A 23,535-nucleotide genomic window follows, 5' to 3' on the forward strand; every position below is an offset into this window, starting at 1 on the left:
ACGCGCCGGGCGCATGACCTGTGCTCCGGCGCCGACCGTCCTACGATCCGAGGTCATGACGGGTCTGGACCGCGCGGGCGTGCTCGTGCGCTGGATGCCGTTCACCCGGCGCCCGGCGCGCCCCGCCCCGTGGACCACCGGCCGCCACGACCCGACCCGCGAGCCCGAACCCCGCGAGCCCGAACCCCCGAACCCCGACGACCTCGCCGACCTCGCTGATCTCGCCGACCTCACGCCTCCTCCGACGCCCGCCCCGCCCGTCCCCGCCCCGCGCGCACCGGACCTGGCCCGCGTCACCCCGGAACCGCTGCTGCGCCGCCCCACCCGCAGGTCGCGCCCCGAACCGCGGGGGGCGATCGTCAACGGCGTCGAGCACCGGCCGCCGATCGACACCGAGGCCGAGCTCGGGCTGTCCCGGTTGCTGCGCGCCCGCGCGGGCTCGCGCACGATGACGCTGTTCTTCGTCGCCGTCTACCTGGTGATCCTGCTGCAGCTGGGGTACTCGCTGATGAACCCCTGAGAGGGCCTCGTCGGTGCCGGGCGAGACCCGTCGGTGCCCCCGTCTACCCTGGTTCCACGGTCGGTGGACGACTCCCCGCAGCTCCGGCCCGCGCCAGACCAGTGGAGGTGTCCGCGATCGCAGCCGAGATCCCCGGCGGCGCGAGCAGTCCCGCGCCCACCGCCCACCGTGTCCGCAGCGTCCTCGCCATCCCGGCGTTCCGGCGGCTCTGGGCCGTCACCGCGGTCACCGCGACGGGTGAGTGGCTGAGCCTGCTCGCGCTCACCTCGCTGGCCACCCAGCTGACCACCGGCTACGCCGCGCAGAGCTTCGCACTCGGCGGCGTCGTCGCCACCAAGCTGTTGCCCGCGCTGCTGCTCGGCCCGCTCGCGGGCGCCCTGGCGGACCGCTTCGACCGGCGCAAGGTCATGGTGACCTGCGACGTGCTGCGGTTCTGCCTCTTCGTCTCGATCCCGCTCGTCGGGTCGCTGTGGTGGCTGTTCGCCGCCACCTTCCTGATCGAGATGTGCGCGATGTTCTGGATCCCGGCGAAGGACGCGTCGGTCCCCAACCTGCTGCGCCGCAAGGACCAGGTGGAGACGGCGAACCAGCTCGCCCTGGTCGTCACCTACGGGGTGTCCGTGCTGGTCGCGTCGGGCCTGTTCACGGTCGTGTCCAGCATCGGGCACCTGCTCCCGGCCGCGAGCGGGGAGTCCAGCCTCACCACCGTCTACGTCGCCCTGGTGCTCGACGGGTGTGCGTTCCTGCTCTGCGCGATCATCGTCTGGTTCCGGATCCCGGAGATCTCCGGGCGCGGGGGCGGGCCGGACAAGGAGGCCCCGCCGAAGCTGCTCACGCTGCTGCGCGAGGGCTTCACGTTCGTCGCCACCACCCCGCTGATCCGCGGCCTGGTGCTCGGCATCATCGGCGCCTTCGCGGCGGGGGGCGCGGTGATCGCGTCCGCCAAGCTCTACGCGGCCAGCCTCGGCGGTGGGGACGCCGCGTACTCCGTGCTGTTCACCGCGGTGTTCGTCGGACTCGCGGGCGGCATGGGCGTCGCGCCCCGGCTCGCGCACCGGCTGCCGCACAACCGGCTGTTCGGCACCGCGATCGTCGGGGCCGGGGCGGCGCTGGTGATCGTCGCGGTGTCCGGCTACCTCTTCATGGCGATCCTGGCCGTGGCGCTCGTCGGCGGGTTCGCCGGCATCGCGTTCCTCACCGGCCTCACGATCATCGGGTCGCAGGTGGCGGACGACATCCGCGGCCGCATCGTCGCGTTCGTCCAGTCCCTGGTCCGCCTGGTCCTACTGGGCTCGATGTCGCTGGTCCCGGTCGTCGTCGGCCTGGTCAGCACCCGCTCGATCACCCTGTTCGCGCACACCTTCACCGTCGACGGCACCCGGTTCGTGCTGGCGGGCGGCGGCATCCTCGCCGCCGTGATCGGCACCTTCGCGTACCGGCAGATGGACGAGCGCCGGCTCGAGCCGCTGCTCGGTGACCTGCTGTCGGCCCTGCGGTCGGGGGAGACGCGGCGGGGCTCGGGCACGCTGATCGCGGTCGAGGGCGCCACCCCGGCGGAGACCGCGGAGCAGACCGCCCGGCTGGCGGCCGCGCTGCGGGAGCGGGGCCACGTCGTCGTCGAGCCGGAGGACAGCGAGCGGGACGCGTCCCGCTGGGCCGCGGCCACCCGCGAGGCCCATCTGTCCAGCGCCCGGGCCAAGGTGCTCGCCGCGGCGGCCATCCGGGCGGACATCGTGGAGCGGATCATCCGGCCCGCGCTGGACGAGGGGGCCGTGGTCGTCGTCGACCGCTTCATGGCCAGCCCGATCGCGCAGTTCGGCGTGGCCGTGGACCGGATGGACGCCGAGCTGGAGCGCGGTGAGCTCGAACGGCTCGCCGCCTGGTCCACCGGCGGGCTGCGGCCGCAGATCTCCGTGCTGCTGGACCGTGAGGCCGAGGGCACGCCCGGGGGCCTCGCGGGCGAGGAGCACGGGCGGGTCCAGCGGCTGCTGGCGGGGCTGGTGGCCGCCGAGCCGCAGCAGTACGTCGTCGTGGCGGCGGACGGTGACCCGGAGGACGTCGCGGCACGGGTGCTCACCGGCGTCACACCCTCCCTGCCGCCCACCCCCGAACAACCCGCCGAAGCCCACCGATGAGTGTCTGGCGTGACGTGGTGGGCCAGCCCGCCGCCGTCGAGGAGCTGAGCACCGCCGCCACGGACCCCACCGCGATGACGCACGCGTGGCTGTTCACCGGCCCGCCCGGGTCCGGGCGCTCCACCGCCGCCCGCGCCTTCGCGGCCGCCCTGCAGTGCCCGACCGGCGGCTGCGGGGAGTGCCAGTCCTGCCGCACGGTGCTCGCCGGCACCCACGCGGACGTCCGGGAGATCGTCCCCGAGGGGCTGTCCATCTCGGTCAAGGAGATGCGCAACCTCGTGCAGCTCGCCGCCCGGCGCCCCTCCACGGGCCGCTGGCAGATCGTCGTGATCACCGATGCGGACCGGCTCACCGAGGGCGCGGCGAACGCGCTGCTCAAGGCGGTGGAGGAGCCCGCGGACCAGACCGTGTTCCTGCTGTGCGCGCCGTCGGACCACCCCGAGGACGTCTCGGTCACCATCCGCTCCCGCTGCCGCACCGTGTACCTGCGCACGCCCAGCCCCGAGGCCGTCGCGGAGGTGCTCGTCGAGCGGGACGGGATCGAGCCGGAGATGGCGCGGTGGGCCGCGTCGGTGTCCGGCGGGCACGTCGGGCGCGCCCGGCACCTGGCCCGAGACGAGCACGCCCGGCAGCGCCGCGAACGCGTCCTCGGCGTCCCGCTGCGGCTGCGGCACCTGGGAGACGCGTTCGCCTTCGCGGACAACCTGGTGCGCGAGGCCGAGGCGGAGGCGTCGGACGTCAGCGAGTCCCGGGACGCCGCCGAGCGCGAGGAGCTCGCCGTCGCGATGGGTGCGGGCGGGGTCGGCAAGGGCGTCGCGCAGGCGGCGCGCAGCGCGAAGGCCGCCGAGAAGGAACTCGAGAAGAAGCAGAAGTCCCGCAACACCCGCACCCAACGGGACGCGCTCGACCGGGCGCTGGTCGATCTGGCGAGCTTCTACCGTGACGTCCTCGTCGCCGGCTCCGAGGTCGCCCTGACCAACCCGGACCGCGAGTCGGACGTGCGGCAGGCCGCCCGCGACTGGACCCCGGAGTCGGCGCTGCGCAGGCTCGAGTCGGTCCTGGCCTGCCGCGAGGCCCTGGAGCTGAACGTGAAACCGCGGATCGCGGTCGAGGCGATGATGACCAGGCTCCAGCAGGGGTAACCGCGCGCGTCAGCCGGTCAGCGCCGCGAGCCAGTCCTCGAACCCCGGGCTGGTCGGCGGCCAGACCCAGGCCAGGACCACCTGCACCGCGCCCACGCCGGCCAAGGCCCACGCCGTCCGGCGGCCGGTGTCGCGCGGGATCGACATCAGCGCGACCAGCGTGAACAGCACGTAGGCGGACACCGGGGTGAACCTCAGCCCGAGCCAGATCGCCACGACCGACGCGAGCACCGACACCAGGTAGCCGACCAGCGCGGCCGGGAAGCGGACCGCGTAGAGCACGGCGACGGCGAGGAACAGCGGCACGTGCCAGAGCGACATGCCGACGGTCCCGAGCGCGGCGAGCGGATCGCCGCCGAGCTGCGGGAGCACGACCTCGCCGAAGCGCCACTCCAGGAACACCCACGAGAGCAGCGCGAACGCCGTCGGGAAGACCATGACCAGCACACTCGCCGGGGCCGCCCGGCGATCGGGGGCGAAGAACCAGGTCGCGAGGCCGAGGGCGGGTGCGTAGAGGACCGAGACCGGGTCGAAGAAGAACGCCGCGGCGAGCGCGAGCCCGCAGGTGAAGCCGCCGTCGGTGTCGCCGTCGACCACGAACCAGACGAAGCCCTGCAGCGCGACGGCCAGCAGCGTCAGCGACGCGATGCCGGACAGGGACTGGCTCGCCGCGTACGCCACGGCCGGGACGGCGAACACCGGCAGCACCAACCCGGCGACGACCACGCCGTCGAACCCCCGCCGGACGACCTGCTCCGCGGTCCGGTGCAGGGTGATCGCGGCGAACACCGCCGCCACCACGCAGAGCCCGAACGCGGGCAGGACGTGCGCGAGCAGCACCGGCACCGGCGGGTAGGCGAGCCCGCCCCGGTCGGCGAGGCGCAGGAACTCGGCGTTCCCGGGCGCCACGAAACCCCGGTCGGTCGCCCACCACGCCATCGCGACCAGTGGCGCCGCGAGGGCCGAGCGCAGCCCCCAGCGGGCGCGCGGGTCAGCCGGCCACCGCCTCCGCCTGCTGGGGGCCTGCTGAGGAAGGACGGCTGAGACCATGGAGCGTCTTCTCCCAGTAGTGCGGCTTGGTGACCAGCTGCCACAGCGCCTTGTAGGAGGCGATCGAGTGCAGCAGCCAGTAGAGCGGGTTCAGCAGGGCCCACCCGACGAGTCCGTACCGGCGCCGCTTGAAGGCGCCCATCATCGAGACGTAGATCATCATCCCGTTGCCGATGAGCAGGTTGAACAGGCTGACGTAGAGCACCCAGCCGGGGAACAGGCCGTCGAGGCTGACGAACCAGCTCGCGAGGAAGAGCAGGTAGAGCGGCGGGGTGCACAGGAACGTGACCGGGGTGCCGCCGATCAGCAGCGCGAACGCCAGTGACTGGCGCAGCCCGGCCGTCCGGACGAGACGGACCGGGTGTCGCAGGTGGACCAGGAGGGTCTGCAGGTAGCCCTTGATCCACCGGGACCGCTGCCGGACCCAGTTGCCGGGGGCGCGGTTGGCCTCCTCGAACGTCGTCGAGTCGATGACGCCGACGGTGTGGCCCAGCGCGGCCGCCCGGATGCCGAGGTCGGCGTCCTCGGTGACGTTGAACGGGTCCCACCCGCCGAGCGCCCGCAGCGCGGCGGTGCGGAAGTGGTTCGACGTGCCGCCGAGCGGGATCGGCAGTCCGAGCCGGTCCAGGCCGGGCAGCATGTAGTCGAACCAGAACGAGTACTCGGTGGTGAACATCCTGGTCAGCCAGTTGTCCGAGGCGTTCCAGTAGTTCAGCGCGGCCTGCACGCACACCAGGTCGTCCCCGCCGCGCTCGAAGGCGACCACCGCCTTCTTGAGCTGGTCGGCGTCCGGCTTGTCCTCGGCGTCGTAGATCACGAGGTAGTCGCCGCGGGCGAGGAACAGCCCGACGTTGCACGCCTTCGGCTTCGTCTGCGGGTGCCCCGGCGGGATGATCAGGAACGTGACGTTGCGGGGCGGGTTCGCCGCCTTCGCCGCCTCGATCGTCTCGGTGTCGGACTCCTCGAGCAGCAGCAGGATCTCCAGCTTCTCGGCGGGGTAGTCGAGCCCGCCGAGGTTGTCGATCAGCTGCGCCACGATGTTGGCCTCGCGGAACACCGGGACGAGGACGGTGTAGACGGGCAGGTCCTGGTCCCGGATCGCCCGGACGTCGTCGTCGGTGACCGAGACCCGGTTCTCCTGCCGCACCCCGACCATGCACACCGCGAACTTGAAGGTCACGGCCACGAGGAAGGCGAGCGAGACCAGCGCGAGCAGCACGGTCAGGGTGTCCGTCGGGCTCAGGACGAGCCCGGCCACCAGCGCGGCGAGCCCCGCCCAGAGGACGATCCGCTGCGCCGGGAACAGTACGGTGCGCGCGGACTGCGCCTTGTCCCGGGACCACAGTCCGAGCGTCGCCTGCTCGACGACCGTCTCCCGGAACCCGGCGTGCAGGGCCTGCAGGATGTCCCAGTCGGTGGTGACCGCGAGCGTGACCCCCGCGCCCAGCACGGCCCCGATGCGCCCCCGCACCTCGTCGGTCGGCCGCTCCGACGTCGCGACGAGGACGCCCCCGCCCTCCCGGCGCACCGGGAACCAGCCCTGCGCGCGCAACGTCTGCGGGTCGAGCCCGTCGAGCAGGCTGCGGTCGGTCCGGGTGTCCGCCAGGTCGATGTAGGGGTGCGCCCACGTCCGCGCGAGCAGCCGGTACAGGTCGGTCCGCCGCACCAGCCCCGCGGCGACCAGGACCGCCCCCACCCGAGCCCCGTTCCGCGCCGCCACCCCCACGGCCCAGTCCCGCTGCTCCGCCGTGATCAGCCCGGCCGCGACCAGCCGCTCCCCGATCCGCGGGTCCGTGGCCACCGTCATGCGCCAATCGTCGCGGCGCAGCCGCCCGTCGGCATCCTGACCTGCCAGAACGACCCACACGGGTGACGAGGCGGGGGCCGTGCAACCGCCCGGACCCCGGTAGCTAGACTTGCTACGCACCACGCCGCCTTAGCTCAGTCGGTTAGAGCGACGCACTCGTAATGCGTAGGTCTGGGGTTCGACTCCCCAAGGCGGCTCCATAGAAGAAGCAGGTCAGCGGCCTGTTTTGCTTCCAGCAAGATCTACACCTGATCGACTCGTGGCATGAGTCTTGGCATGTCCGTGGGATTTCGTCCTAGCTTCTGCCCATGGCCAGCGGCTCGATCGAGACTCTGAGGTCGGGATTCCGGGCCCGCGTGTACGCGGGCAAGGACCCCATCACGCACAAGCAGACGTACCTCCGCGGCGAGGTCCGTCGGAGCCGCGCGGATGCTGAGGCGGACAAGGAGCGGCTGCTCGCGCTCGCCGACACCGGCGAGAAGGTCGAGCTAAAGCGGACTGTCGGCACGCTGCTCGACCGCTGGATGGAGACGGTCGAGCACGAGCTGAGCACTGCAGAGACCTCGGCTGGCTACATCCGTCGCACGATCAAGCCCGCGCTCGGCGACATGCCGATCCGAAAGCTTCAGCACCGGGTGGACATCCTCGACAAGCTCTACGCGCACCTGCGCAGGTGCAACGAGCTCTGTACAGGCCCGGCGCCCGGCCACACGTGCAAGCCGATGTCCGCGGGAGCGGTTCGACGCGTTCACGCGATCCTCTCCGCGTCCCTGAATTACGGCGTCTCCTGGGGATGGATCGAACGGAACCCGGCCGACTACGCCCACCCACCCAAGCTCGCCCGTCGTCAGGCCCTCCCGCCGCGCCCGGAACAGGTCGCCGAGCTCCTGAACGCGGCCGGTGCTGCTGACGAGGAGCTCGGAGTGTTCCTGTGGCTCGCAGTCACGACGGGGGCCCGCCGTGGCGAGCTCGTTGCGCTGCGTTGGTCGGACTTCGAGCTGGAGCGCGGGCTGCTGCGTGTCGGCTCGAGCTATGTCGTCCGTTCCGGGGTGCGCCGGCTCAAGGGCACCAAGACCGGCGAGGAGCGGCTGCTGTCTCTCGACTCGGTCTCAGTCGAGCTGCTGACCCAGTTCAGGGTCACGCGCGAGGCTGGCCTGGCACCGGTCGGGCTGACACTCGCCGCGGACGCCTTCCTGTTCTCGCCGGATCCCGCGGGTGCCAACCCGTGGCACCCGGACCACTTCACTCACGCCTATCGGGACGTCGCGAACGGACTCGGCATCACCGAGCCTCTGAAGAACCTGCGGCACTTCAACGCAACGCAGCTCCTCGCAGCAGGTGTGGACCTGAGGACCACCGCGGGCCGGCTCGGCCACAGCGACGGTGGCGCCACGACGCTGCGCGTCTATGCGAGCTGGACCAAGCCCGCCGACCAGAGGGCCGCGGAGCTCTTGGCGGGTGACCTTACGACGCTGCGAGCGAAAGCAGCGGCCGCGGAACCTGTCGCGCGCCTCAGGGCGGGCCGCCGCCTCGCCAGTACAAGCCGTCCCCCCGCGGACTACCTCCGACCCGGCGCGACGACGTATCTGGAGGTCGCCTCGGCCTTCCGGATGGCCGTTCGCGCCAACGAGCTCGCGCCGGGCGATCTCCTCCCAACGGTCCCCGACATCGCCGCCTACTTCGGCCTCGCCCGCTCCACAGCCCAGCGCGCCGTCACCTCACTCGGCCAAAAGGGCATCATCGAACGCAGCGGCAACCGCTGGGTCGTCGCGAAGGGAGTACGTCCGGAGGCGTCATGACGGTCGAGAGCCACCTCGACGAGCTGAAGCTCGTCGTGCCCTCTCCCGTCCAGGAGATCGACGACGAGCGCCTCGCACGCCACGGCATCCGCCTGATCCTCAAGCGGGACGACCTCATCCACCCCGAGATCCCCGGCAACAAGTGGCGCAAGCTCAAGTACAACCTCGAAGAGGCCAAGGCGGCCGGACACACCAGGATCCTGACCTTTGGCGGTGCCTATTCCAACCACATCCGTGCCGTCGCGGCCGCAGGCTACTACTTCGGCTTCGAGACCGTGGGCCTCATCCGTGGCGAGGAGCACCTACCCCTTAACCCGACGCTCGCGTATGCGACCGCCCGTGAGATGACGCTCGAGTACATCGACAGGGAGCACTACCGACAGAAGACGTCGAACGACGTCCTCGGCCCGCTGAGGGAGCGATACGGGGACTTCTTCCTCGTCCCCGAGGGCGGCAGCAACGCGGCGGCGGTTCGTGGCGTGGCCGAGCTGCCGGCCGAGATTGATTTTCCCTACGATGTCCTCTGCGCCCCCATTGGCACAGGAGGGACGTTGGCTGGCTTGGCGACCGGCGTTCCACGCGGAGTGCGGGTGCTTGGATTCTCAGCGCTCAAGGGCGGCGCCTTCCTCGCTGAGGACGTGCAGAACCTCCAGCTCGCCGCTGGGCAAGTCACCGACAACTGGGACCTGCAGCTGGACTTCCACTTCGGCGGCTTCGCTCGACGCCCGGCCGCATTGCGGGAGTTCGCACAGGACTTTGAGGTCAGGCACGGCGTAAGCCTTGAGCTAACGTATGTTGCCAAGATGTTGGCGGGCATCGTCGACATGGCCTCGACGCGCCAGTTCCCGTCTGGATCGGTCGTCGTCGCAGTCGTCACTGGTCCATCGGACGCCTGACGCGGGAGAGGTCGCCCTTGTCAGGCGCGCAACGCGAACTCGGCGAGGCTGTCCGAGTTGAGAGACTTGGACTCGAGGCGGAGCTCCCAGGCGCCGTTGTTGATCTGGAACCTCTTGCCGAAGCCGAGCCAGCGGCCGGTCATCTGCCCACCGGACTCCACCAGAAGCTGCATTGCCCCGCGGTAGACCGCGCCCCTGTAGTAGCCCGTGGGGGAGGTCTTCTCCTGCCACGTGCCGGTTGCGCTGATGCCGTCGAGGGCGAGCTCCATGCGCAGCTCTGATCCCGTGCTGTGAGGCAGGCTCTCGACGCTCAACGCGTTGCCTTGTTGCCTGATGACGACGTAGTGAGCCGACGCGAGTTCCTGACCCCGCCCGTCGCTGTAGAAGCTGTACTCGCTCTTCCAGACTCCGGAGAGGTCGAGCGTTCCGGTTACGGCCGCTGCGGCGGGTTGCGGGGCATCGACAGCGGGCGTAGCCGCGGCGAGGGTGAAGGCGAAGCCCAGCTTCACCAGCAGAGACCGCCGGTCGAAGGCTGGATCGAGCTGGCCCACCCATATCGCGAGTTGTTCGGCGACGTCCTGTGCCGGGGTGCGCTCGAGCCGCTCGGCAAGTTCGCGGAGCGCAGCGCGGCCCGCACCAACGTCGTCGCTGGTGTCCTGTGATAGCTCCTGCTCACCTGTGGTCACCACTGACGGCAAGCGTGCCAGCTCGGTTCGGGCCCGCTGCACGGGGTCGGCCGCGCGATGGTCGCTGGCGTCGACGAGCAGGTCGGTGAGGTGGCAGGCGTAGATCTCGGCGAGCCTCGCGAGCACTTCGAGCGACGGCTCGTAGCCAGACTCCGCGGGCCACCGCTCCCAGTATGAGATGTTCTTGAAGGTCTTGGGATCGTCCGGCCACAGCTCGTTCCAGCGGTCCGCGACGTCCCCTTGGCTCCATCCGTGCGCGATGCGCAGCGCCACGCGCGCGTTGACCCGGTAGGTCTCGCGGAACTCAGCGGCAACCTCGGTCCACGTGCGGCCGTCGTTGCGCATCTCGCGCGACCGCTGGATCTGAAGCTGTCGCTGGCTTCGGGGCCGTGCTGCCATCTCGCCCGCCCGTCTCTCAGCGTTTGAGGCCAGTCTAGACGATCCTTCCCTGTCTGGCGGGGAAATTCTGCTGATCAAGCTGGCGCTCGCGCAGGGTGTTTCGCACTCAGGTTCCGTCGTTTCCTGATGTCACTCCCAGGACTTCACGGGCACCGGACTCTCGCCGCCCCGACGGTCCTCCCAGAACCCAGGAGGCGACCTCGTGACAGAACCGACTGCCCACCCGTTGATGACGATCCATGCCGCCGCGCTCGCCCTCGGCTGCTCGGACATGACGATCCGCAGGAAGGTCGAGGCGCGGGCCTTCCCCGCAGTGAAGATCGGCTCGAAGGCATTGGTGCCGCGGGCCTTCGTTGAGCGGCTGATCGCCGACGCGCTGGCTGGCAGAACCGTTGTCGTCGAGGAGTACGCCGCCGCGTGGGCGGCCGAGGCCACCGCGATGCGCGAGGAGCGTCATGCCTAGCCCCGGGGTGCTCATCTTCCTTGCGGTCCTCGGAGCCTTCCTGTGCGCCAAGGCGAGGCTGGCGGGAGCCGCGATCGCCTTCTCGCTCATCGCCTTCCTCGTCCTCGTCGCAACGCCGCTCGGACAGGGCATTCCCGACGCCGCGGCCACGTTCTTCTCAACGCTCGACGGCGCCTCGACTCCGGTGCTCAACCAGCCCGGAGGTGAGCAGCCGTGAGCGCAGTCGACTGGCGCGACAGTGCCGTGTGTGCCGACGAAGATCCTGAGCTCTTCTTTCCCGTGATCGAGCGGGGAGCGCAGGCGGTCGCGGAGATCGCTGCGGCCAAGGAGGTCTGTGCTCGGTGCCCCGTGATCACGGAGTGCAGGACTTGGGCGCGCCGCTCGCTCCCATATGGCATCGCTGGCGGTCTCACCGCCGATGAGCGACGAGAGTTGCCGCCTCCGGCGGAGGTGCTGAAGCCGAGTGGGCGGCTCGGGCCGCCGATCGTGGGCGATCGGCGTGAGATCGCCGCCGCAGGCCGCCAAGCCATCCAGCGCGGCGCGCGTCCCGCGGAGGTCGCCGCGCAGTTCGCTGTCACCCAGCGGACTGCGACCCGATGGGCTGCACAGGTTCGCGCCCGGTCTGATCAGCGGCAGGAGACAGAGAGCCACGAGCGTGCGAGGTTCCAGGGGAGTGGGCGGTGATGGCGCCGACCGGTGTTGGCCATCGGCTGATGTCTCTTGCTTTCGAGATCGCAGCCAGAGAGTTCGATGGCGAGATCGTGGTCGAGCTGATCCCCGGCTACCAGATGTTGACCCGTCAACGTCTGGTGGATCCGCTGCCTGGCGTGCGTGCTACGCGCGCGTTGGTGAGCGCCGCTCGCGGCCTACTCGTCGAGCAGGTCCGGGACGCCCGCGCTGCCGGCCGGTCGTGGGAGGAGATCGGCGAGGCGCTGGGGTTTGCGGGCAGCCCGACGGACGAGCCGCGCGCCGAGGCGGCGTTCGCCGAAGTCGTCGAGGGTCGGCGAGTCGAGCCCACTTGGCACTCGTCTCGGACCCCATCGACCTACTGGCGATGCAGATCCTGCGGCGAGCTTGTGACCGACTACGGGCCAATCGGTAGCTCGCACCCAGATGACCAGGAATCCGGACACGCGGCGACCTGCACCCGGCATCGGGCGGCGCTCGCGAGATGGCGCGCAGACACAGGATGGGACTGACTGATGGACGTGTTGTGGAGCCCGACCGCGGTGCTGCTGCTTGGTTTGGCCGCGGCCGCCCTACTGGCTTGGGCACGGCGAGCTCGAGGTATCGCCCTCGCGATAGGCCTGTTCACATTGCTGCCCGCTTTCACGATCGTCCGAGCCTTGCCGTGGCCGCTGCTGCTCGTGCCCGCCCTCGGGCTGCTGGTCTTCCTGAGGTACCGGTGGACGCGGTCGGCGTCGGTCGTGTCCCGCTGGGGCGCCAGGTCCCGTCGCAAGTCCGGAGTCGCCTCGTCGGTGGACATCGCCCGCTTCGGCGGTTCCGCGGCGATGCTGCGCCGCGCCTCCACGGTGCGCCCGTCCTTGGAGGTGCTGTCGCGGTGGGAGCGGATGACCCTGCCGGTACCCGAGGTGGCGGTGCGGTTGTGCCGGTCGGGTGGGCAGTGGGTGTGGTCGTCCAACGAGGACGTCGTCGTCTCGGTGGGTGGGCCGCGGTCGGGGAAGTCCGGTTGGCTGGCCGGGCAGATCATCGATGCCCCCGGCGCCGTCCTGGCCACCAGCACCCGCCTGGACCTTCTCGAACTGTGCACCCCGTATCGCGAGCGCAAGGGGCCGGTCCTGGTGTTCAACCCGGCCGGGCTGGGCGAGGTTGCCTCGTCGGTCACCTTCGACCCGCTGACCGGCTGCCAGGACCCCGTCTCCGCCGCTGAACGGGCGGCGGACCTGCTCTCGGCCGTCTCGTCGTCGGGTGGTGGGGACCGTGAGTACTGGGAGCTGCAGGGCCGTCGGGTGCTGGAGGCGCTGCTGCACGCCGCGGCGTTGGGGCACCGGTCGATGCGGGAGGTCATGGACTGGAGCGCCGACCCCGAGACCGCGCGCAAGGAGGTGACTGCGTTGCTGCGCCGGTCGCCGGAGCCGGGGTTCGGGGTGTCGTTCGAGCAGTTCGTGACCACCAACGACCGCACCCGGACCTCGATCACCTCGACGATCATGCCCGCGCTCGGTTGGCTCACCTCCGTACCAGCCAGAGCCGCTGCGGGGCTCGGCTCCGAGGGGGCGCGCCCGCTCGACGTCGGTGATCTCCTCGCGGTGCGGGGGACGGTGTTCCTTCTCGGTGGGGAGGAGTCTCCGACGGCGCCGCTGGTGTGCGCGTTGACCGGGTTCATCGCCCGTGAGGCCCGCCGGATCGCCGCGACCAAGCCGGGCGGCCGTCTGGACCCGGGGTTGCGGCTCGCGCTCGACGAGGCCGCCCTGATCTGCCCCGTCCCGCTTGAGTCGTGGACGGCGGACATGGGCGGGCGCGGGGTGTCGATCCTCGTCGTCGTCCAGTCCCGCGCGCAGCTGCTCGCCCGCTACGGCGAGCACGGTGCGGCGACGATCCTGAACAACGCGGGCGCGGTGATGGTGTTCGGCGGCACCCGCGACCGCGACGACCTGCAGTTCTGGTCCACCCTCACCGGGGAGCGGGACGAGCCCGCCGACACCCTCGACCCGCGCGGCAACACCGTCGCCCGCGGAACCCGCAAGACCTCGGTCCTGTCCCCGGCGCAGATCGCGAACCTGCCCGCCGGGAAGGTGCTGGTGATCCGCCGCGGCATGCCCCCGGTCATCGGGTGGGCCCAGATGGCCTGGCGGCGCCGCGACGTCCGCTGGACCCGTCTGGCCCGCCGCCGCCCGCGGCTGGCTGGTCGGGTTGTCCGCGGCGTCGACAAGGTCCCGGCGGCTTGCTGGGTGTTGCGGCGCTGGGTGCCCGGGTGGCCGGGCCCGCAGTTCACCCGACCCGCCTCGCCCGCGCTGCCGGGTGACGTGCTGGTGATCGACGGCGAGATCGTCGCGACCCCCGCGAGGGAGGAGTAGCCATGTCCGACAACGCCTTCGCCATGGATGACTGGCCCGAGCCCGACCAGGACCTGGGGCCGCTGACCCGCGGTGAGGCCGTGGAGCTGCTGGCCAAGCAGGCCGGCCGTTCCCGCGAGGTCGCCGAGACGATGGTGCGGGACTACCTCGACGAGACCAGCGCCCGCCTGGGCTACTCGGTGCACCGGTGGGGCCTTGACTCCGCGGATGTCGCGGAAATCCGCCGTGACTACGAGTGGATCGACTACGAGGCCGGCGAGACCCCCGCCGACGCCCGCACCCGGGCTGCGGTGAACGCCGCCGGATGGGCGCAGGTCGCCGCCGAGGTCCATCGCGACCACAGCCCGGGCTACGCCTCGCGTGCGGACCGGAAGGCCGTGGAGTGGGCGGAGCGAGCCGAGGACGGGTGGTCGACATGATCCCGCCCAACCCCGCTGACCCCAACGCCGCAACTGCGGGGCTGGCGCGCGAGGTCGACGGCCTGCGCCGCCTGGTCGCTCCGCTTCCGGCGCGGGTGGACACGGTCTCGCAGCTGGTCGCCGAGCTGGGGGAGACCGTCGCGGCGCTGGCCGCGCGGAAGCCGCCGACCCCGGTGCCGTCCTGGCTGATGGCCCCGACCGACGTCGAGGTGACCGGGCGGCTGCTCGACGAGCTCGCTGGCTGGCTCGCTGCCGTCTATCTGCGGTACCCGGATGCGGTCGAGTCGTTCCCGGACTGTTGGTGCTGGCACCCGCATGTCGTCGAGGAGTTGCTCTGGCTGATGCACGCCTGGGCTGCCGCCTACCAAGGCCCGGCAGCGTCAGTGGCGCTGGCGGGGGACTGGCACGACCGCCAGCGCCCCGGTGTGGTGCGGCGGATCAAGGCGACGGCGGGGGTGTGCTCGCGGGAGAACCACCAGACCCGCCCCGGCTGGCCCGACCAGGTCACCCGCGCCCCCACGGTCCCGTCCGAGGACGACCTGGACCGGATTGGGCGGTGGTGGGCCGAGGGCCGCGAGGAACCCGCTCCCGAGCCGCCGCCTTCCCCGGAGTCCCGCATCGGCCCGGCGCTGCGCGGAGGTACGCGATGAGCTGGAAGCGGTCGGTCGTGTGGCTGCCCGGCCTCGCCGTAGCCGTCGGGGCCGCGGTCGCGACCGCGCACGGTCTCTACGAGGTGGCGTTGGCCTCGCGGGTTCCCGGCCCGATCGCGTGGCTCTATCCGTTGATCACCGACGGGCTCGCGCTCGTGGCCTACACCGCGACCGCGCGTCTGCAGGGTTCTGCGGCGCGGTACGCGTGGACCGTCGTCGTGGTCGCCGCGGGGATGTCCGGGCTCGCGCAGGCTGTGTTCCTGGCCGGGGAGGCGGGGGCGTTGGCGGCGCCGCCGTGGCTGCGGTTCGCCATCGGGGCGTGGCCCGCAATCGCCGCGGCGGTCGTCGCGCACCTGCTCTACCTGCTCGCCGCCCCTGAACACGTACAGCGCCCGGACACCGCGGGCGGGCGTTCAGCGGTGCCGAGCGTTCAGCGTTCAGCGCCAGGTGTTCAGGCGGCCCCGTCCGGGCTGAACAGCGGGCTCCACGAAGCTGCCGGGTCCGGCGTCGAGCCGGTGGGCGAGGCGGACCGTTCAGGGGCTCCCGCTGCGATCAACGGCGGTTGTGAACACGTGGAGGCCCGCGACTCGGCCGAGCGAGCAGCAACGGCTCCGAGCCCGGCGCGGGACCGCGCTCAGGAGGTCGCGCTGGCCCACCGGGCCGCGCATCGGGAGTGGCCCACGGTCTCCGAGCTCCAGGACACCGCTGGGGTCTCGCGCGGCACCGCCTCTGCAGCGCTCAAGGCGCTGCGCGACGACACCAGCGGCCCGGAAACCACGCCGATCGCCCTGCACCTGATCAGCACCACGACCGACCAGCACCTCCACGACCCCGACTCCAGCTCCTCCGACTCTCAGAAGAAGAGCAACCGATGACGACCACGACCAACGACCTCAACAGCAACGACAACTACTCCAAACGAACTACTCAACGACCAAGATCAAACGACTCACACCTATGCATCACGATCCGAAGGGGCCGTCCGACCTCCGGTCGTCCGGGGCGAGCGACGGTGGGCGCGCCAGGTTTCGTTGATCTTCGTACCCAGGTTTCCATGATCGTTTCGGGGTGGTCGGGATGTTGACCGTCGGGCCTGGCTACAGCCCCGACTACCTCCTCAAGGAGGTCGCCACCGGGCGCGAGAACTACTACACCGGCGCGGTCACCGAGGGCGAGCCACCCGGACGCTGGTGGGGCCGCGGCGCCGAGCAGCTCGGTCTCACCGGGCTGGTCGACGCGCAGGACATGCGGGCGGTGTTCGAGAGGTTCCTCGACCCCCGCGCCGAGGGCTTTCGCGATCCGGCCCGCTGGGACGAGGTCGCCACGCTGGGGCACACCGGGCGCAGGTTCAAGACCGAGGACGAGCTGTACAGCCTGGCCCTTGAACACGAGCCGAACGCCAGCCCTGAACGCCGAACCGAGCTCCGTGTGGAGGCGGGCAAGAAGGTCCGGCAGAACGTCGCCTTCCTGGACGTGACGTTCAGCGTTCAGAAGTCGGTGACCCTGCTGCACACCGCATTCAACGCCGAAGAGCAGGGAGCCCGTACAGCCGGAGACCTCGACACCGCCGAAGCGTGGGGCCGGTTCCGCGGCGCGGTGGAGGATGCGATCTGGGCGGGGAACAACGCCGCGCTGGAGTACCTGTCGGACAAGGCCGGCTACTCCCGGATCGGCCATCACGGCGGCGCCGCCGGGCGGTATGTCGATGCGCACGATTGGATCGGGACGTCGTTCTTCCAGCACGACTCGCGCGACCACGATCCGCAGCTGCACATCCACAACCCGATCCTCAACCGCGTCCAGGGCCCGGACGGGGCTTGGCGCACCCTCGACGGGCGCTCGATCTTTCGGTGGCGCGGCGCCGCTGGCGCGGTCGCCGAACGCACCACCGAGGAACGCCTCAGCCACGCGCTTGGGGTGCGGTTCGCCACCCGCCCCGACGGCCGCTCCCGCGAGGTCGTCGGGGTGGCGCCGGAGGCCATGGCACTGATCTCATCACGCCGCCGCGATGTCACCGCCAAGGCCACCGAACTCATCAGCGCGTTCGAGGAGCGGTTCGGGCGGGCCCCGAACGGGCTCGAGCGGGACCGGCTGTCCAGGCAGGCCACCTTTGCGACCCGGCGGCTGAAGACCCACGACGGCGAGACCCGCACGCAGCTCCTCGACCGCATCGACACCACCCTCCGCAGCGAAGTGGCTGATGGGCTCGCCGGTGTCGCCCGCTCCGCCCTCGACGCACGAGGATCGGGTTCCTCGGCGCAGGCGTGGTCGCCACAGGCGGTCATCGAGACCGCACTCGCCGACGTCCAGTCCCGCAAGTCCGGCTGGACCCGATCAGACCTCACCCGGGCGATCAACGCCGCCCTCCCGGATCATCTTGGCCTCACCGACGGCGCCGACGTCTCCAGGCTGCTCGACGACCTGGCCGACGAGGGCCTGCGCTACGCCGTCGCACTCGACGCCGAACGCCCCGGCGCCTCGGCGCTCCCGGCGGAGCTGCAGCTGGCCAACGGCGACTCCGCCTACCAAGCCCCCGGCGGGCGACTGTTCGCGACACCGGACCAGCTGCGCACCGAACGCATCCTCGTCGCCGCCACCGCCGACCGCGACGGCCCCGCCCTCGCGCCGCACCAGGCGGCACGGTTCCTCGAGGGGCTGCGGGAGTCGGGGATCGAGCTCGGGGCCGACCAGGCCGCCGCCGTCCGCGGAGTCCTCACCTCCGGAGCGCGGCTGGAATCCCTCGTGGGCCCGGCGGGGACGGGGAAGTCGTTCGTCGTCGGCACCCTCGCCAAAGCCTGGACCGACCCCACGCTGCACGGGGATGCGGGGGAGCGGCGGGTGTTCGGTTTGGCGACCTCGCAGGTGGCGACCGATGTCCTCGCCGGGGAGGGCTTGACCGCGCGCAATGTCGCCCGCTGGCTGGCCACCCAGGACCGGTTCTCCGCGCCGACAGCGGAGGCCCAAGCCCACCACGAGGACTCGGCGTGGCGGCTGCGGGCCGGGGACCTGGTCGTGGTCGACGAATCCGCGATGACCGACACCACCGCACTGGCCGCCATCCACACCCATGTGGACAACGCCGGGGCGAAGCTGCTGCTGGTCGGGGACCACAAACAGCTCGCCGCCGTCGGCGCCGGCGGCAGCATGGAGATGCTCGCCGGAGCGGGGGCGCGCTACGAGCTCGCCGACGCCCGCCGATTCTCGGCCGAGTGGGAACGCGCCGCGTCCCTGCGGCTGCGGGCGGGAGATGAGCGGGTGCTGGGCGACTACCACCGCCACGGCCGACTACTCGACTCCGGAACCCCCGACCAAGCCGAAGCCTCCGCCTCCCGCGCCTGGCTGGCCGACACCCTCGCCGGGCGGCGGTCGCTACTGCTGGTCGACACCAACGAACAAGCCGCCCGCCTGTCCGCCCAGCTGCGCGCCGAGCTCGTCCGACTCGGCCGAGTCGCCGAGCACGGGGTCCCGTTGGGCCTGCAGGGCACCTACGCCGGTGTCGGGGATCTGGTCGAGGCGCGAGCGAACGGCTGGCACCTGGCCGGGGTCGAAGGCAACCACCGCGGCCCGATCAACCGCGAGACCTACCAGGTCACCGCTGTCCGCGACGACGGCACACTCGAAGTCACCACCCGCGACGGCCAACCCATCGTCCTGCCCGCCGGCTACGTCACCGACAACGTCGCACTCGCCTATGCCTCCACCGTCCACTCCGCGCAGGGTGCGACGGTCGACACCAGCCACACCGTGGTCACCCCGCGCACCGCCCCCTCGGCCCTCTACGTCGGCATGTCCCGCGGCCGGGACAACAACACCGCCCACATCGCCACCGAGACCGTCGTCGAGGACCCAGCCGACGGCCGCCCGGACCAGACCGTCCGCCGGGACCCAGTCGCCGCACTCGCCGCAGTCCTAGACCCGGACGGGCACACCGAGCAGCGCTCCGCGCTCACAACCGCGACCCGCTCGACCGACGAGACGCAGTCGGTGTGCACCCCGGCGGAGCTGCTTGCTGACGCCGCTCAACTCGCTGGGACCCACCGGACCGCGACGTGGCTGGACGACCTCGCCGCTGACGGCACCCTGTCCATTCGGGACCGGGCCCGGATCGCGGCCGAGGACGGCGCCGCGTCCCTCACTCGCGTCCTGCGCTCGGCCGAGCTCGCCGGTCACGACCCCCGTCAGGTCCTCACCGACGCCATCGCCGACAGGTCCCTGGACGGGGTCCGCAACGCCACCAACGTCATCTACTCGCGCATCACTGACCGGTACCGCTTCGACCCCGCTACCAGCAGCTGGGCTGAGCGCACCCCGCGCGTGGACGATGCGGAGTGGCAGGCCTACCTCGACCGTCTTGCCGAGGCTGCCGATGACCGGACTGCTCGGCTCGCGGACGCCGCGGTCGCGGACCCGCCGGGCTGGGCGGTGCGCGAGTTCGGCGAGCCCCCCGCAGATCTGGTCGATCTACGCCGGTGGCGCTCCGACGTGGGTCGAGTCGAGGCGTACCGGGAGCTGCGCGGCCACACCGACGACGCCGACGCGCTCGGGCCTGCCCCGGCGCCGGGTCAGGTCGAGGCGTTCGCCGCGTATCGGGACGCCTGGCGGGCGCTCGGGCGCCCGGAGATCGACCGCGACGAGGTCGAGATGTCCGACGGTCAGCTCCGCATGCGGATCAGAGCGGCCGAACGGGAAGCCGCATGGGGGCCCCGCTACGTCGCCAACGAGCTCGCAGGTACCCACCAGGCCGCCGAGACTCAACGACATCGAGCCGCCATGCTCGCTGCCGAGGCCGACCTCGACGGTGCCGACAGTGAACAGCTCACCGGCCAGAGCCGGGCCGCGACCGCGCTCGCCGAGCTCCTCGACAAGCGCGCCGCCGAGCTTCAGCAGCTCGACGACGCGCGCGCCCGGTGGCTCGCGCATACCGCGGGAACCCGCGCGGCCGGGGAACGCGCCCAGGTCGAACTGTCCCTGCGCCATGCCGACGACACCGACCAGGACCCGCGGGTCACTGCTGAGGAGTGGCTGGCTGCGCACCGCGACGCTCAGATCGAGGACGAGCGGCACCGCGACTTCGTCGCCGACTACGAATTCGACGACACCCGAGGCGATTCCGACGCAAGCAGCGTGGATCCGGTGGTGGACATCCGCGAGACCGCCGCGGGCGAGGACCGGCTTCGCCACGAGGACTCCGTGCGGGTCCCGACGGCAGACGAGACCTCGGCCGCGATCGACCGGGCCCACCGCGCCCTGGCCGAGATCCACGCCCGCGACATCTACGACGGCAGCCGGGAGGCCGAGGAACTCGCCGCCGAAGCGTGGCGCTCGCCGAGCCACGACACCACCGACGAGCAGGGGGCTCTCGACGACAGCGCCTGGGAGCGGACGTGACCTCAGCCAGCAGCGACCGGCACCAGAACCGGGGCCGCGCCCTGTACCCGCCACGCCCACCGCAGCGTCGCCGCCACAGCCTCGACGTAGCCCGGCTGCGTGATGACCATCGCCGGCGTCACAGGGCGGGCGAGCAGCTTCTCCGCCGCCAGGTACTCGGCCTCGATGGCCTCCTCGAACGCGAGGACGGCACGATCGGTGACCGGAGCCGGGGTGGGAATGCGCCGCCCGTTCGACGTCTGACTGACCGCGCGGGCCAGCCAACGGCACGTCAGCGCCACCCCAGCCGGAGCCCAGTCCAAGCCCCCGCGCTCACCGTTGGCGGCGTTGAGCTCCTCAGCGGCAGTCCAGAGCGCGCCGAACTCCCCGCGGGGCACCCGGAGGTTTCCCGGCGGGATCCGCTGCAGATCGCGCTCGGTCACGCGCACCCACCCAGAGTCCCACGACACGCAGGCACCTCGACACCGCTGACTGGAGATGATCGTGGCTGATCAGCTGATGCGTGCCGCCCTGGAGCATGCCGCCCGCGGCTGGCACGTCTTCCCCCTGCGACCCGGGGACAAGCGACCCGCTATCCGCGACTGGGAGGCCCGGGCGACCACCGATCCCGCACGGATCCGGAAGGCGTGGTCACAGCAGCCTCGTCTGAACGTGGCGATCGCTTGTGGTCCTTCGGGTTTGGTGGTTCTCGATCTGGACACCTCCGACCACGGCTCGGTCCGTCCACCGGAGTGGGACAGGCCCGGTATCCGTGACGGCGTCGACGTGTTGGCCGCGCTTGCTGCCGACCATGACGAGCCGCTGCCGTGGGAGACGCTGTCCACGCAGACTCCCTCCGGCGGCGAGCACTGGTACTTCACCGCGCCTGAGGGTTGTCGGATCAAGAACAGTGTCGGACGGCTTGGCTGGCTGCTCGACGTCCGCGCCTCCGGCGGCTACGTGGTGGCGGCCGGGTCGGTGGTGCGGGGCCGCCGGTACCGCAGCAACGACCACGACCAGGTCGCCGAACTGCCCACCTGGATCTCCGCGCTCCTGCAGGACAAGACCGCACCGCGGCCGGAGCTGGGGCCGGTCCTGGACATCGTCGGGCGGCGCTCGCAGTACGCCGCCGCGGCGCTACGCGGCGAGCTCGACCGAGTCCTGAGCTCAAGCTGCGGGAGTCGCAACGCCACCTTAAACAAGGCGGCATTCGCGCTCGGACAGCTCGTCGCCACCGGGCTTCTCCCGGATGGGCTGGCCCGCTCCGCGCTGGCCGAAGCCTCCGCGGCGGTCGGTCTCCCGGCCGGGGAGGCCGATCGGACGATCCGCTCCGGCCTGACCGCCGGCGCCCGCCAGCCGCGTGCGACCCCGGTGGGGAGTGAGCGACCGTGACCCAGCGCCGCAGCGCCCGCGACATCCTCGCCGGCCTCGACGCCGACCACCGGCTCGCCGTCCTCCATGGTGAGAACACACCGCAGGTGCAGGGGTGGGATTCGGATCCGACACCGTTGACCCCGCGGCGGCTGGTGCCGCCGTTCCCGGTCGACGCGCTCCCGCCGTGGGTGGGCGACATGGTGTTGGCGGTCGCGGAGTTCACCCAGACCCCGCTCGATCTGCCCGGCTGCCTCGCCCTCGCCGCGCTGTCCACCGCCGCGGGTGGGCGGGCAGAGATCGAGATCCGGCCAGGGTGGCGGGAGCCACTGAACCTGTACACGGTGGTCGCGATGGCGCCGGGCTCGCGCAAGAGTGCGGTGTTCGCCGCCATGACCGCACCGTTGCTGGAGGCCGAGCAGCAGCTGATCGAGGCGGCTCGGCCGCGGATCGTCGAGGCCGAGCTGGCGCGCAAGATGGCGGCCAAGGAGGCCGAGCGCCGCGCGCTCGACGCGGCGAACCTGCGCGACCCGGCCGCCCGCGCCGAAGCTCTGGCCGCAGCCACCGACGCCACACTCCAGGCCGAGCGGCCGGTGTCGGCGGTGCCGCGGCTGATCGCCGACGACATCACGACCGAGGCGGCGGCGTCGCTGCTCGCCGAACAGCAGGGGCGGTTGGCGGTGTTGTCGGCCGAGGGTGGGATCTTCAGCACCCTGGCCGGCCGCTACTCCAGCGGGATCCCGTCGCTGGAGGTGTTTCTCAAGGGGCACGCCGGGGACCTGCTGCGCGTGGACCGCAAGGGGCGCCCGGCCGAGCACGTCGCCGCCCCTGCACTCACCCTCGGCCTCGCAGTACAGCCCGAGGTGCTGGCCGATATCGCCCGCATCCCAGGTTTCAGCGGCCGCGGCCTGCTGGCTCGCATCCTCTACTCACTCCCGGAGAACACCGTCGGGCGCCGCCAGGTCGGCGCGCCCGCGGTCCCGGCCCCGGTCGACAAGACCTACGCCAGCCGCCTGAGCAGGCTCGTCCTGCTCCTCGCCGACCACACCGACCCTCTGCGTCTCAGGCTGGGCGGGGAAGCAGACCGTCAGATGCTCGACCTCGAACGGCGCCTCGAGCCCCGCCTGGCTCCGCACTCCGACCTCGCGCACATGGCGGACTGGGCGTCGAAGCTCAACGGGGCGATCGCACGGCTGGCCGGGCTGTTGTACGTCGCCGACGTGCTGCCCACCGGCTGGGGTCAGCCGATCCCGGCCCGGCACCTCGACGGCGCCGCACGGTTGGGGCACTACTACCTCGGGCACGCCCTGGCCGTGTTCGACCAGATGGGCGCCGACCTCACCATCGACGACGCCCACGCCGTCCTGGACTGGATCAGCCGAACCGGCTCCGAGCGGTTCACCCGCCGCGACGCCTTCACCGGGCTCTCGCGCGCCCGCTTTCGCAAGGTCACCGACCTCGAAGCCCCGCTCACCCTCCTCGAAGCCCACGGCTACCTCCGCCGCGCCGCTCCCGCCGCACCGACCGGCGGTCGTCCGTCCTCGCCGGTGTGGGAGGTCCATCCCCGTGCCGCGAAAGCCGCAGAAGCCGCAGAAGTCCAGCTGTGACCACCTTTTGCGGCTTCTGCGGCTTCTGCGGCACGAACTTCGGGCTGGACGCCGCCAGGAGTCCTCCTGCTTCTCCTGCCAGAGCCGGCTGTCCTGGTCGTGGTGGCCAGGGAAACGGAGGTCGTACGATCCGCCCAACTTGCCCGAAGCGAAAGCTGGCCGGCGAGGCAGCAGAGCTAGGAGACG

Annotated in this window: 19 protein-coding genes, 1 tRNA gene and 1 pseudogene; 17 read left to right on the forward strand and 4 right to left on the reverse strand. The window is 71.6% G+C overall.

The window, feature by feature from the left end; all coding sequences use genetic code 11:
* The first annotated feature begins 55 nt into the window (after positions 1-55).
* From L3X23_RS25715 to L3X23_RS25725, 3 genes are all read left to right on the forward strand, one after another.
* Complete coding sequence (locus L3X23_RS25715; protein ID WP_237195238.1) at positions 56-520, forward strand: hypothetical protein; 465 nt, start codon at positions 56-58, stop codon at positions 518-520.
* Between the two features lie 107 nt (positions 521-627).
* Positions 628-2,655 carry an MFS transporter gene (locus L3X23_RS25720; RefSeq protein WP_237195240.1) on the forward strand — a complete coding sequence of 676 codons (2,028 nt, stop codon included), beginning with the start codon at positions 628-630 and terminating at the stop codon, positions 2,653-2,655.
* On the forward strand, positions 2,652-3,797 hold the full coding sequence (locus L3X23_RS25725; protein ID WP_237195242.1) for a DNA polymerase III subunit delta': 1,146 nt from the start codon (positions 2,652-2,654) through the stop codon (positions 3,795-3,797). Before L3X23_RS25720 ends, L3X23_RS25725 begins: the two co-directional genes overlap by 4 nt.
* 9 nt (positions 3,798-3,806) lie before the next feature.
* Here L3X23_RS25725 and L3X23_RS25730 read toward each other — a convergent pair whose 3' ends face one another.
* Together L3X23_RS25730 and L3X23_RS25735 are read right to left on the reverse strand one after the other, a co-directional pair.
* Positions 3,807-4,736, reverse strand: coding sequence for a hypothetical protein (locus L3X23_RS25730; protein WP_237195244.1), 930 nt, complete (start codon positions 4,734-4,736; stop codon positions 3,807-3,809).
* Positions 4,737-4,788: 52 nt separating this feature from the next.
* Positions 4,789-6,654 (reverse strand): glycosyltransferase family 2 protein, encoded by a 1,866-nt coding sequence (locus L3X23_RS25735; RefSeq protein WP_237195247.1) that lies wholly within the window; start codon positions 6,652-6,654, stop codon positions 4,789-4,791.
* A 123-nt stretch (positions 6,655-6,777) separates the two neighbouring features.
* Here L3X23_RS25735 and L3X23_RS25740 point away from each other — a divergent pair.
* From L3X23_RS25740 to L3X23_RS25750, 3 genes are all read left to right on the forward strand, one after another.
* Positions 6,778-6,854, forward strand: a tRNA-Thr gene (locus L3X23_RS25740).
* A gap of 108 nt (positions 6,855-6,962) precedes the next feature.
* Positions 6,963-8,453, forward strand: a complete 1,491-nt coding sequence (locus L3X23_RS25745; protein WP_237195249.1) for a tyrosine-type recombinase/integrase — start codon at positions 6,963-6,965, stop codon at positions 8,451-8,453.
* The gene (locus tag L3X23_RS25750) at positions 8,450-9,349 is read left to right on the forward strand and encodes a 1-aminocyclopropane-1-carboxylate deaminase/D-cysteine desulfhydrase (protein ID WP_237195250.1); all 900 of its coding nucleotides are present in this window, start codon (positions 8,450-8,452) and stop codon (positions 9,347-9,349) included. Before L3X23_RS25745 ends, L3X23_RS25750 begins: the two co-directional genes overlap by 4 nt.
* Positions 9,350-9,369: 20 nt before the next feature.
* Here the strand turns inward: L3X23_RS25750 and L3X23_RS25755 are convergent, their stop codons facing one another.
* Positions 9,370-10,380 (reverse strand): helix-turn-helix domain-containing protein, encoded by a 1,011-nt coding sequence (locus L3X23_RS25755; protein WP_237195251.1) that lies wholly within the window; start codon positions 10,378-10,380, stop codon positions 9,370-9,372.
* Between the two features lie 256 nt (positions 10,381-10,636).
* Between L3X23_RS25755 and L3X23_RS25760 the strand changes: the two genes are divergently transcribed.
* The 9 genes and pseudogenes from L3X23_RS25760 to mobF all read left to right on the forward strand — a co-directional run bounded on the left by L3X23_RS25760 (position 10,637) and on the right by mobF (position 20,392).
* Complete coding sequence (locus tag L3X23_RS25760; RefSeq protein ID WP_237195252.1) at positions 10,637-10,897, forward strand: excisionase family DNA-binding protein; 261 nt, start codon at positions 10,637-10,639, stop codon at positions 10,895-10,897.
* Positions 10,890-11,114, forward strand: coding sequence for a hypothetical protein (locus L3X23_RS25765; RefSeq protein ID WP_176921368.1), 225 nt, complete (start codon positions 10,890-10,892; stop codon positions 11,112-11,114). Before L3X23_RS25760 ends, L3X23_RS25765 begins: the two co-directional genes overlap by 8 nt.
* Positions 11,111-11,332 (forward strand): annotated as a pseudogene (locus L3X23_RS25770) (WhiB family transcriptional regulator); the annotation flags it as partial. The gene L3X23_RS25765 and the pseudogene L3X23_RS25770, both read left to right, overlap by 4 nt.
* A 245-nt stretch (positions 11,333-11,577) precedes the next feature.
* Complete coding sequence (locus L3X23_RS25775; RefSeq protein ID WP_237195253.1) at positions 11,578-12,096, forward strand: hypothetical protein; 519 nt, start codon at positions 11,578-11,580, stop codon at positions 12,094-12,096.
* 147 nt (positions 12,097-12,243) lie between these two features.
* Positions 12,244-13,935, forward strand: coding sequence for a type IV secretory system conjugative DNA transfer family protein (locus tag L3X23_RS25780; protein ID WP_237195256.1), 1,692 nt, complete (start codon positions 12,244-12,246; stop codon positions 13,933-13,935).
* Positions 13,936-13,937: 2 nt separating this feature from the next.
* A complete protein-coding gene (locus tag L3X23_RS25785; RefSeq protein WP_237195257.1) occupies positions 13,938-14,354 on the forward strand; it encodes a hypothetical protein in 417 nt (138 codons plus the stop codon).
* Positions 14,351-15,004, forward strand: a complete 654-nt coding sequence (locus tag L3X23_RS25790) for a hypothetical protein (RefSeq protein WP_237195259.1) — start codon at positions 14,351-14,353, stop codon at positions 15,002-15,004. Before L3X23_RS25785 ends, L3X23_RS25790 begins: the two co-directional genes overlap by 4 nt.
* The gene (locus tag L3X23_RS25795; RefSeq protein WP_237195260.1) at positions 15,001-15,879 is read left to right on the forward strand and encodes a hypothetical protein; all 879 of its coding nucleotides are present in this window, start codon (positions 15,001-15,003) and stop codon (positions 15,877-15,879) included. Before L3X23_RS25790 ends, L3X23_RS25795 begins: the two co-directional genes overlap by 4 nt.
* A 202-nt stretch (positions 15,880-16,081) precedes the next feature.
* Positions 16,082-20,392 (forward strand): MobF family relaxase, encoded by a 4,311-nt coding sequence (gene mobF, locus L3X23_RS25800; RefSeq protein WP_237195262.1) that lies wholly within the window; start codon positions 16,082-16,084, stop codon positions 20,390-20,392.
* 2 nt (positions 20,393-20,394) lie between these two features.
* Here the strand turns inward: mobF and L3X23_RS25805 are convergent, their stop codons facing one another.
* Positions 20,395-20,820, reverse strand: coding sequence for a hypothetical protein (locus L3X23_RS25805; RefSeq protein WP_237195263.1), 426 nt, complete (start codon positions 20,818-20,820; stop codon positions 20,395-20,397).
* 70 nt (positions 20,821-20,890) lie between these two features.
* On the opposite strand from L3X23_RS25805, the gene L3X23_RS25810 reads away from it, so the two are divergent.
* Positions 20,891-21,763 (forward strand): bifunctional DNA primase/polymerase, encoded by an 873-nt coding sequence (locus L3X23_RS25810; RefSeq protein ID WP_237195264.1) that lies wholly within the window; start codon positions 20,891-20,893, stop codon positions 21,761-21,763.
* Positions 21,760-23,349 carry a YfjI family protein gene (locus tag L3X23_RS25815; RefSeq protein ID WP_237195265.1) on the forward strand — a complete coding sequence of 530 codons (1,590 nt, stop codon included), beginning with the start codon at positions 21,760-21,762 and terminating at the stop codon, positions 23,347-23,349. The genes L3X23_RS25810 and L3X23_RS25815 overlap by 4 nt, the downstream gene beginning before the upstream one ends.
* The last annotated feature ends 186 nt before the right edge of the window (positions 23,350-23,535 follow it).

Origin of the sequence: Pseudonocardia sp. WMMC193 (assembly GCF_021728735.1) — a bacterium.
Taxonomy (GTDB): Bacteria; Actinomycetota; Actinomycetes; order Mycobacteriales; family Pseudonocardiaceae; genus Pseudonocardia; species Pseudonocardia oroxyli.

Excerpts from the sequence above, each read along its gene's own strand:
- L3X23_RS25715 (WP_237195238.1), top strand. The coding sequence starts at position 56 with ATGACGGGTCTGGACCGCGCGGGCGTGCTCGTGCGCTGGATGCCGTTC.
- L3X23_RS25725 (WP_237195242.1), top strand. The coding sequence starts at position 2,652 with ATGAGTGTCTGGCGTGACGTGGTGGGCCAGCCCGCCGCCGTCGAGGAG.
- L3X23_RS25730 (WP_237195244.1), bottom strand. The coding sequence starts at position 4,736 with ATGGCGTGGTGGGCGACCGACCGGGGTTTCGTGGCGCCCGGGAACGCC.
- L3X23_RS25735 (WP_237195247.1), bottom strand. The coding sequence starts at position 6,654 with ATGACGGTGGCCACGGACCCGCGGATCGGGGAGCGGCTGGTCGCGGCC.
- L3X23_RS25745 (WP_237195249.1), top strand. The coding sequence starts at position 6,963 with ATGGCCAGCGGCTCGATCGAGACTCTGAGGTCGGGATTCCGGGCCCGC.
- L3X23_RS25750 (WP_237195250.1), top strand. The coding sequence starts at position 8,450 with ATGACGGTCGAGAGCCACCTCGACGAGCTGAAGCTCGTCGTGCCCTCT.
- L3X23_RS25755 (WP_237195251.1), bottom strand. The coding sequence starts at position 10,380 with ATGCGCAACGACGGCCGCACGTGGACCGAGGTTGCCGCTGAGTTCCGC.
- L3X23_RS25765 (WP_176921368.1), top strand. The coding sequence starts at position 10,890 with ATGCCTAGCCCCGGGGTGCTCATCTTCCTTGCGGTCCTCGGAGCCTTC.
- L3X23_RS25785 (WP_237195257.1), top strand. The coding sequence starts at position 13,938 with ATGTCCGACAACGCCTTCGCCATGGATGACTGGCCCGAGCCCGACCAG.
- L3X23_RS25790 (WP_237195259.1), top strand. The coding sequence starts at position 14,351 with ATGATCCCGCCCAACCCCGCTGACCCCAACGCCGCAACTGCGGGGCTG.
- L3X23_RS25795 (WP_237195260.1), top strand. The coding sequence starts at position 15,001 with ATGAGCTGGAAGCGGTCGGTCGTGTGGCTGCCCGGCCTCGCCGTAGCC.
- mobF (WP_237195262.1), top strand. The coding sequence starts at position 16,082 with ATGTTGACCGTCGGGCCTGGCTACAGCCCCGACTACCTCCTCAAGGAG.
- L3X23_RS25810 (WP_237195264.1), top strand. The coding sequence starts at position 20,891 with ATGCGTGCCGCCCTGGAGCATGCCGCCCGCGGCTGGCACGTCTTCCCC.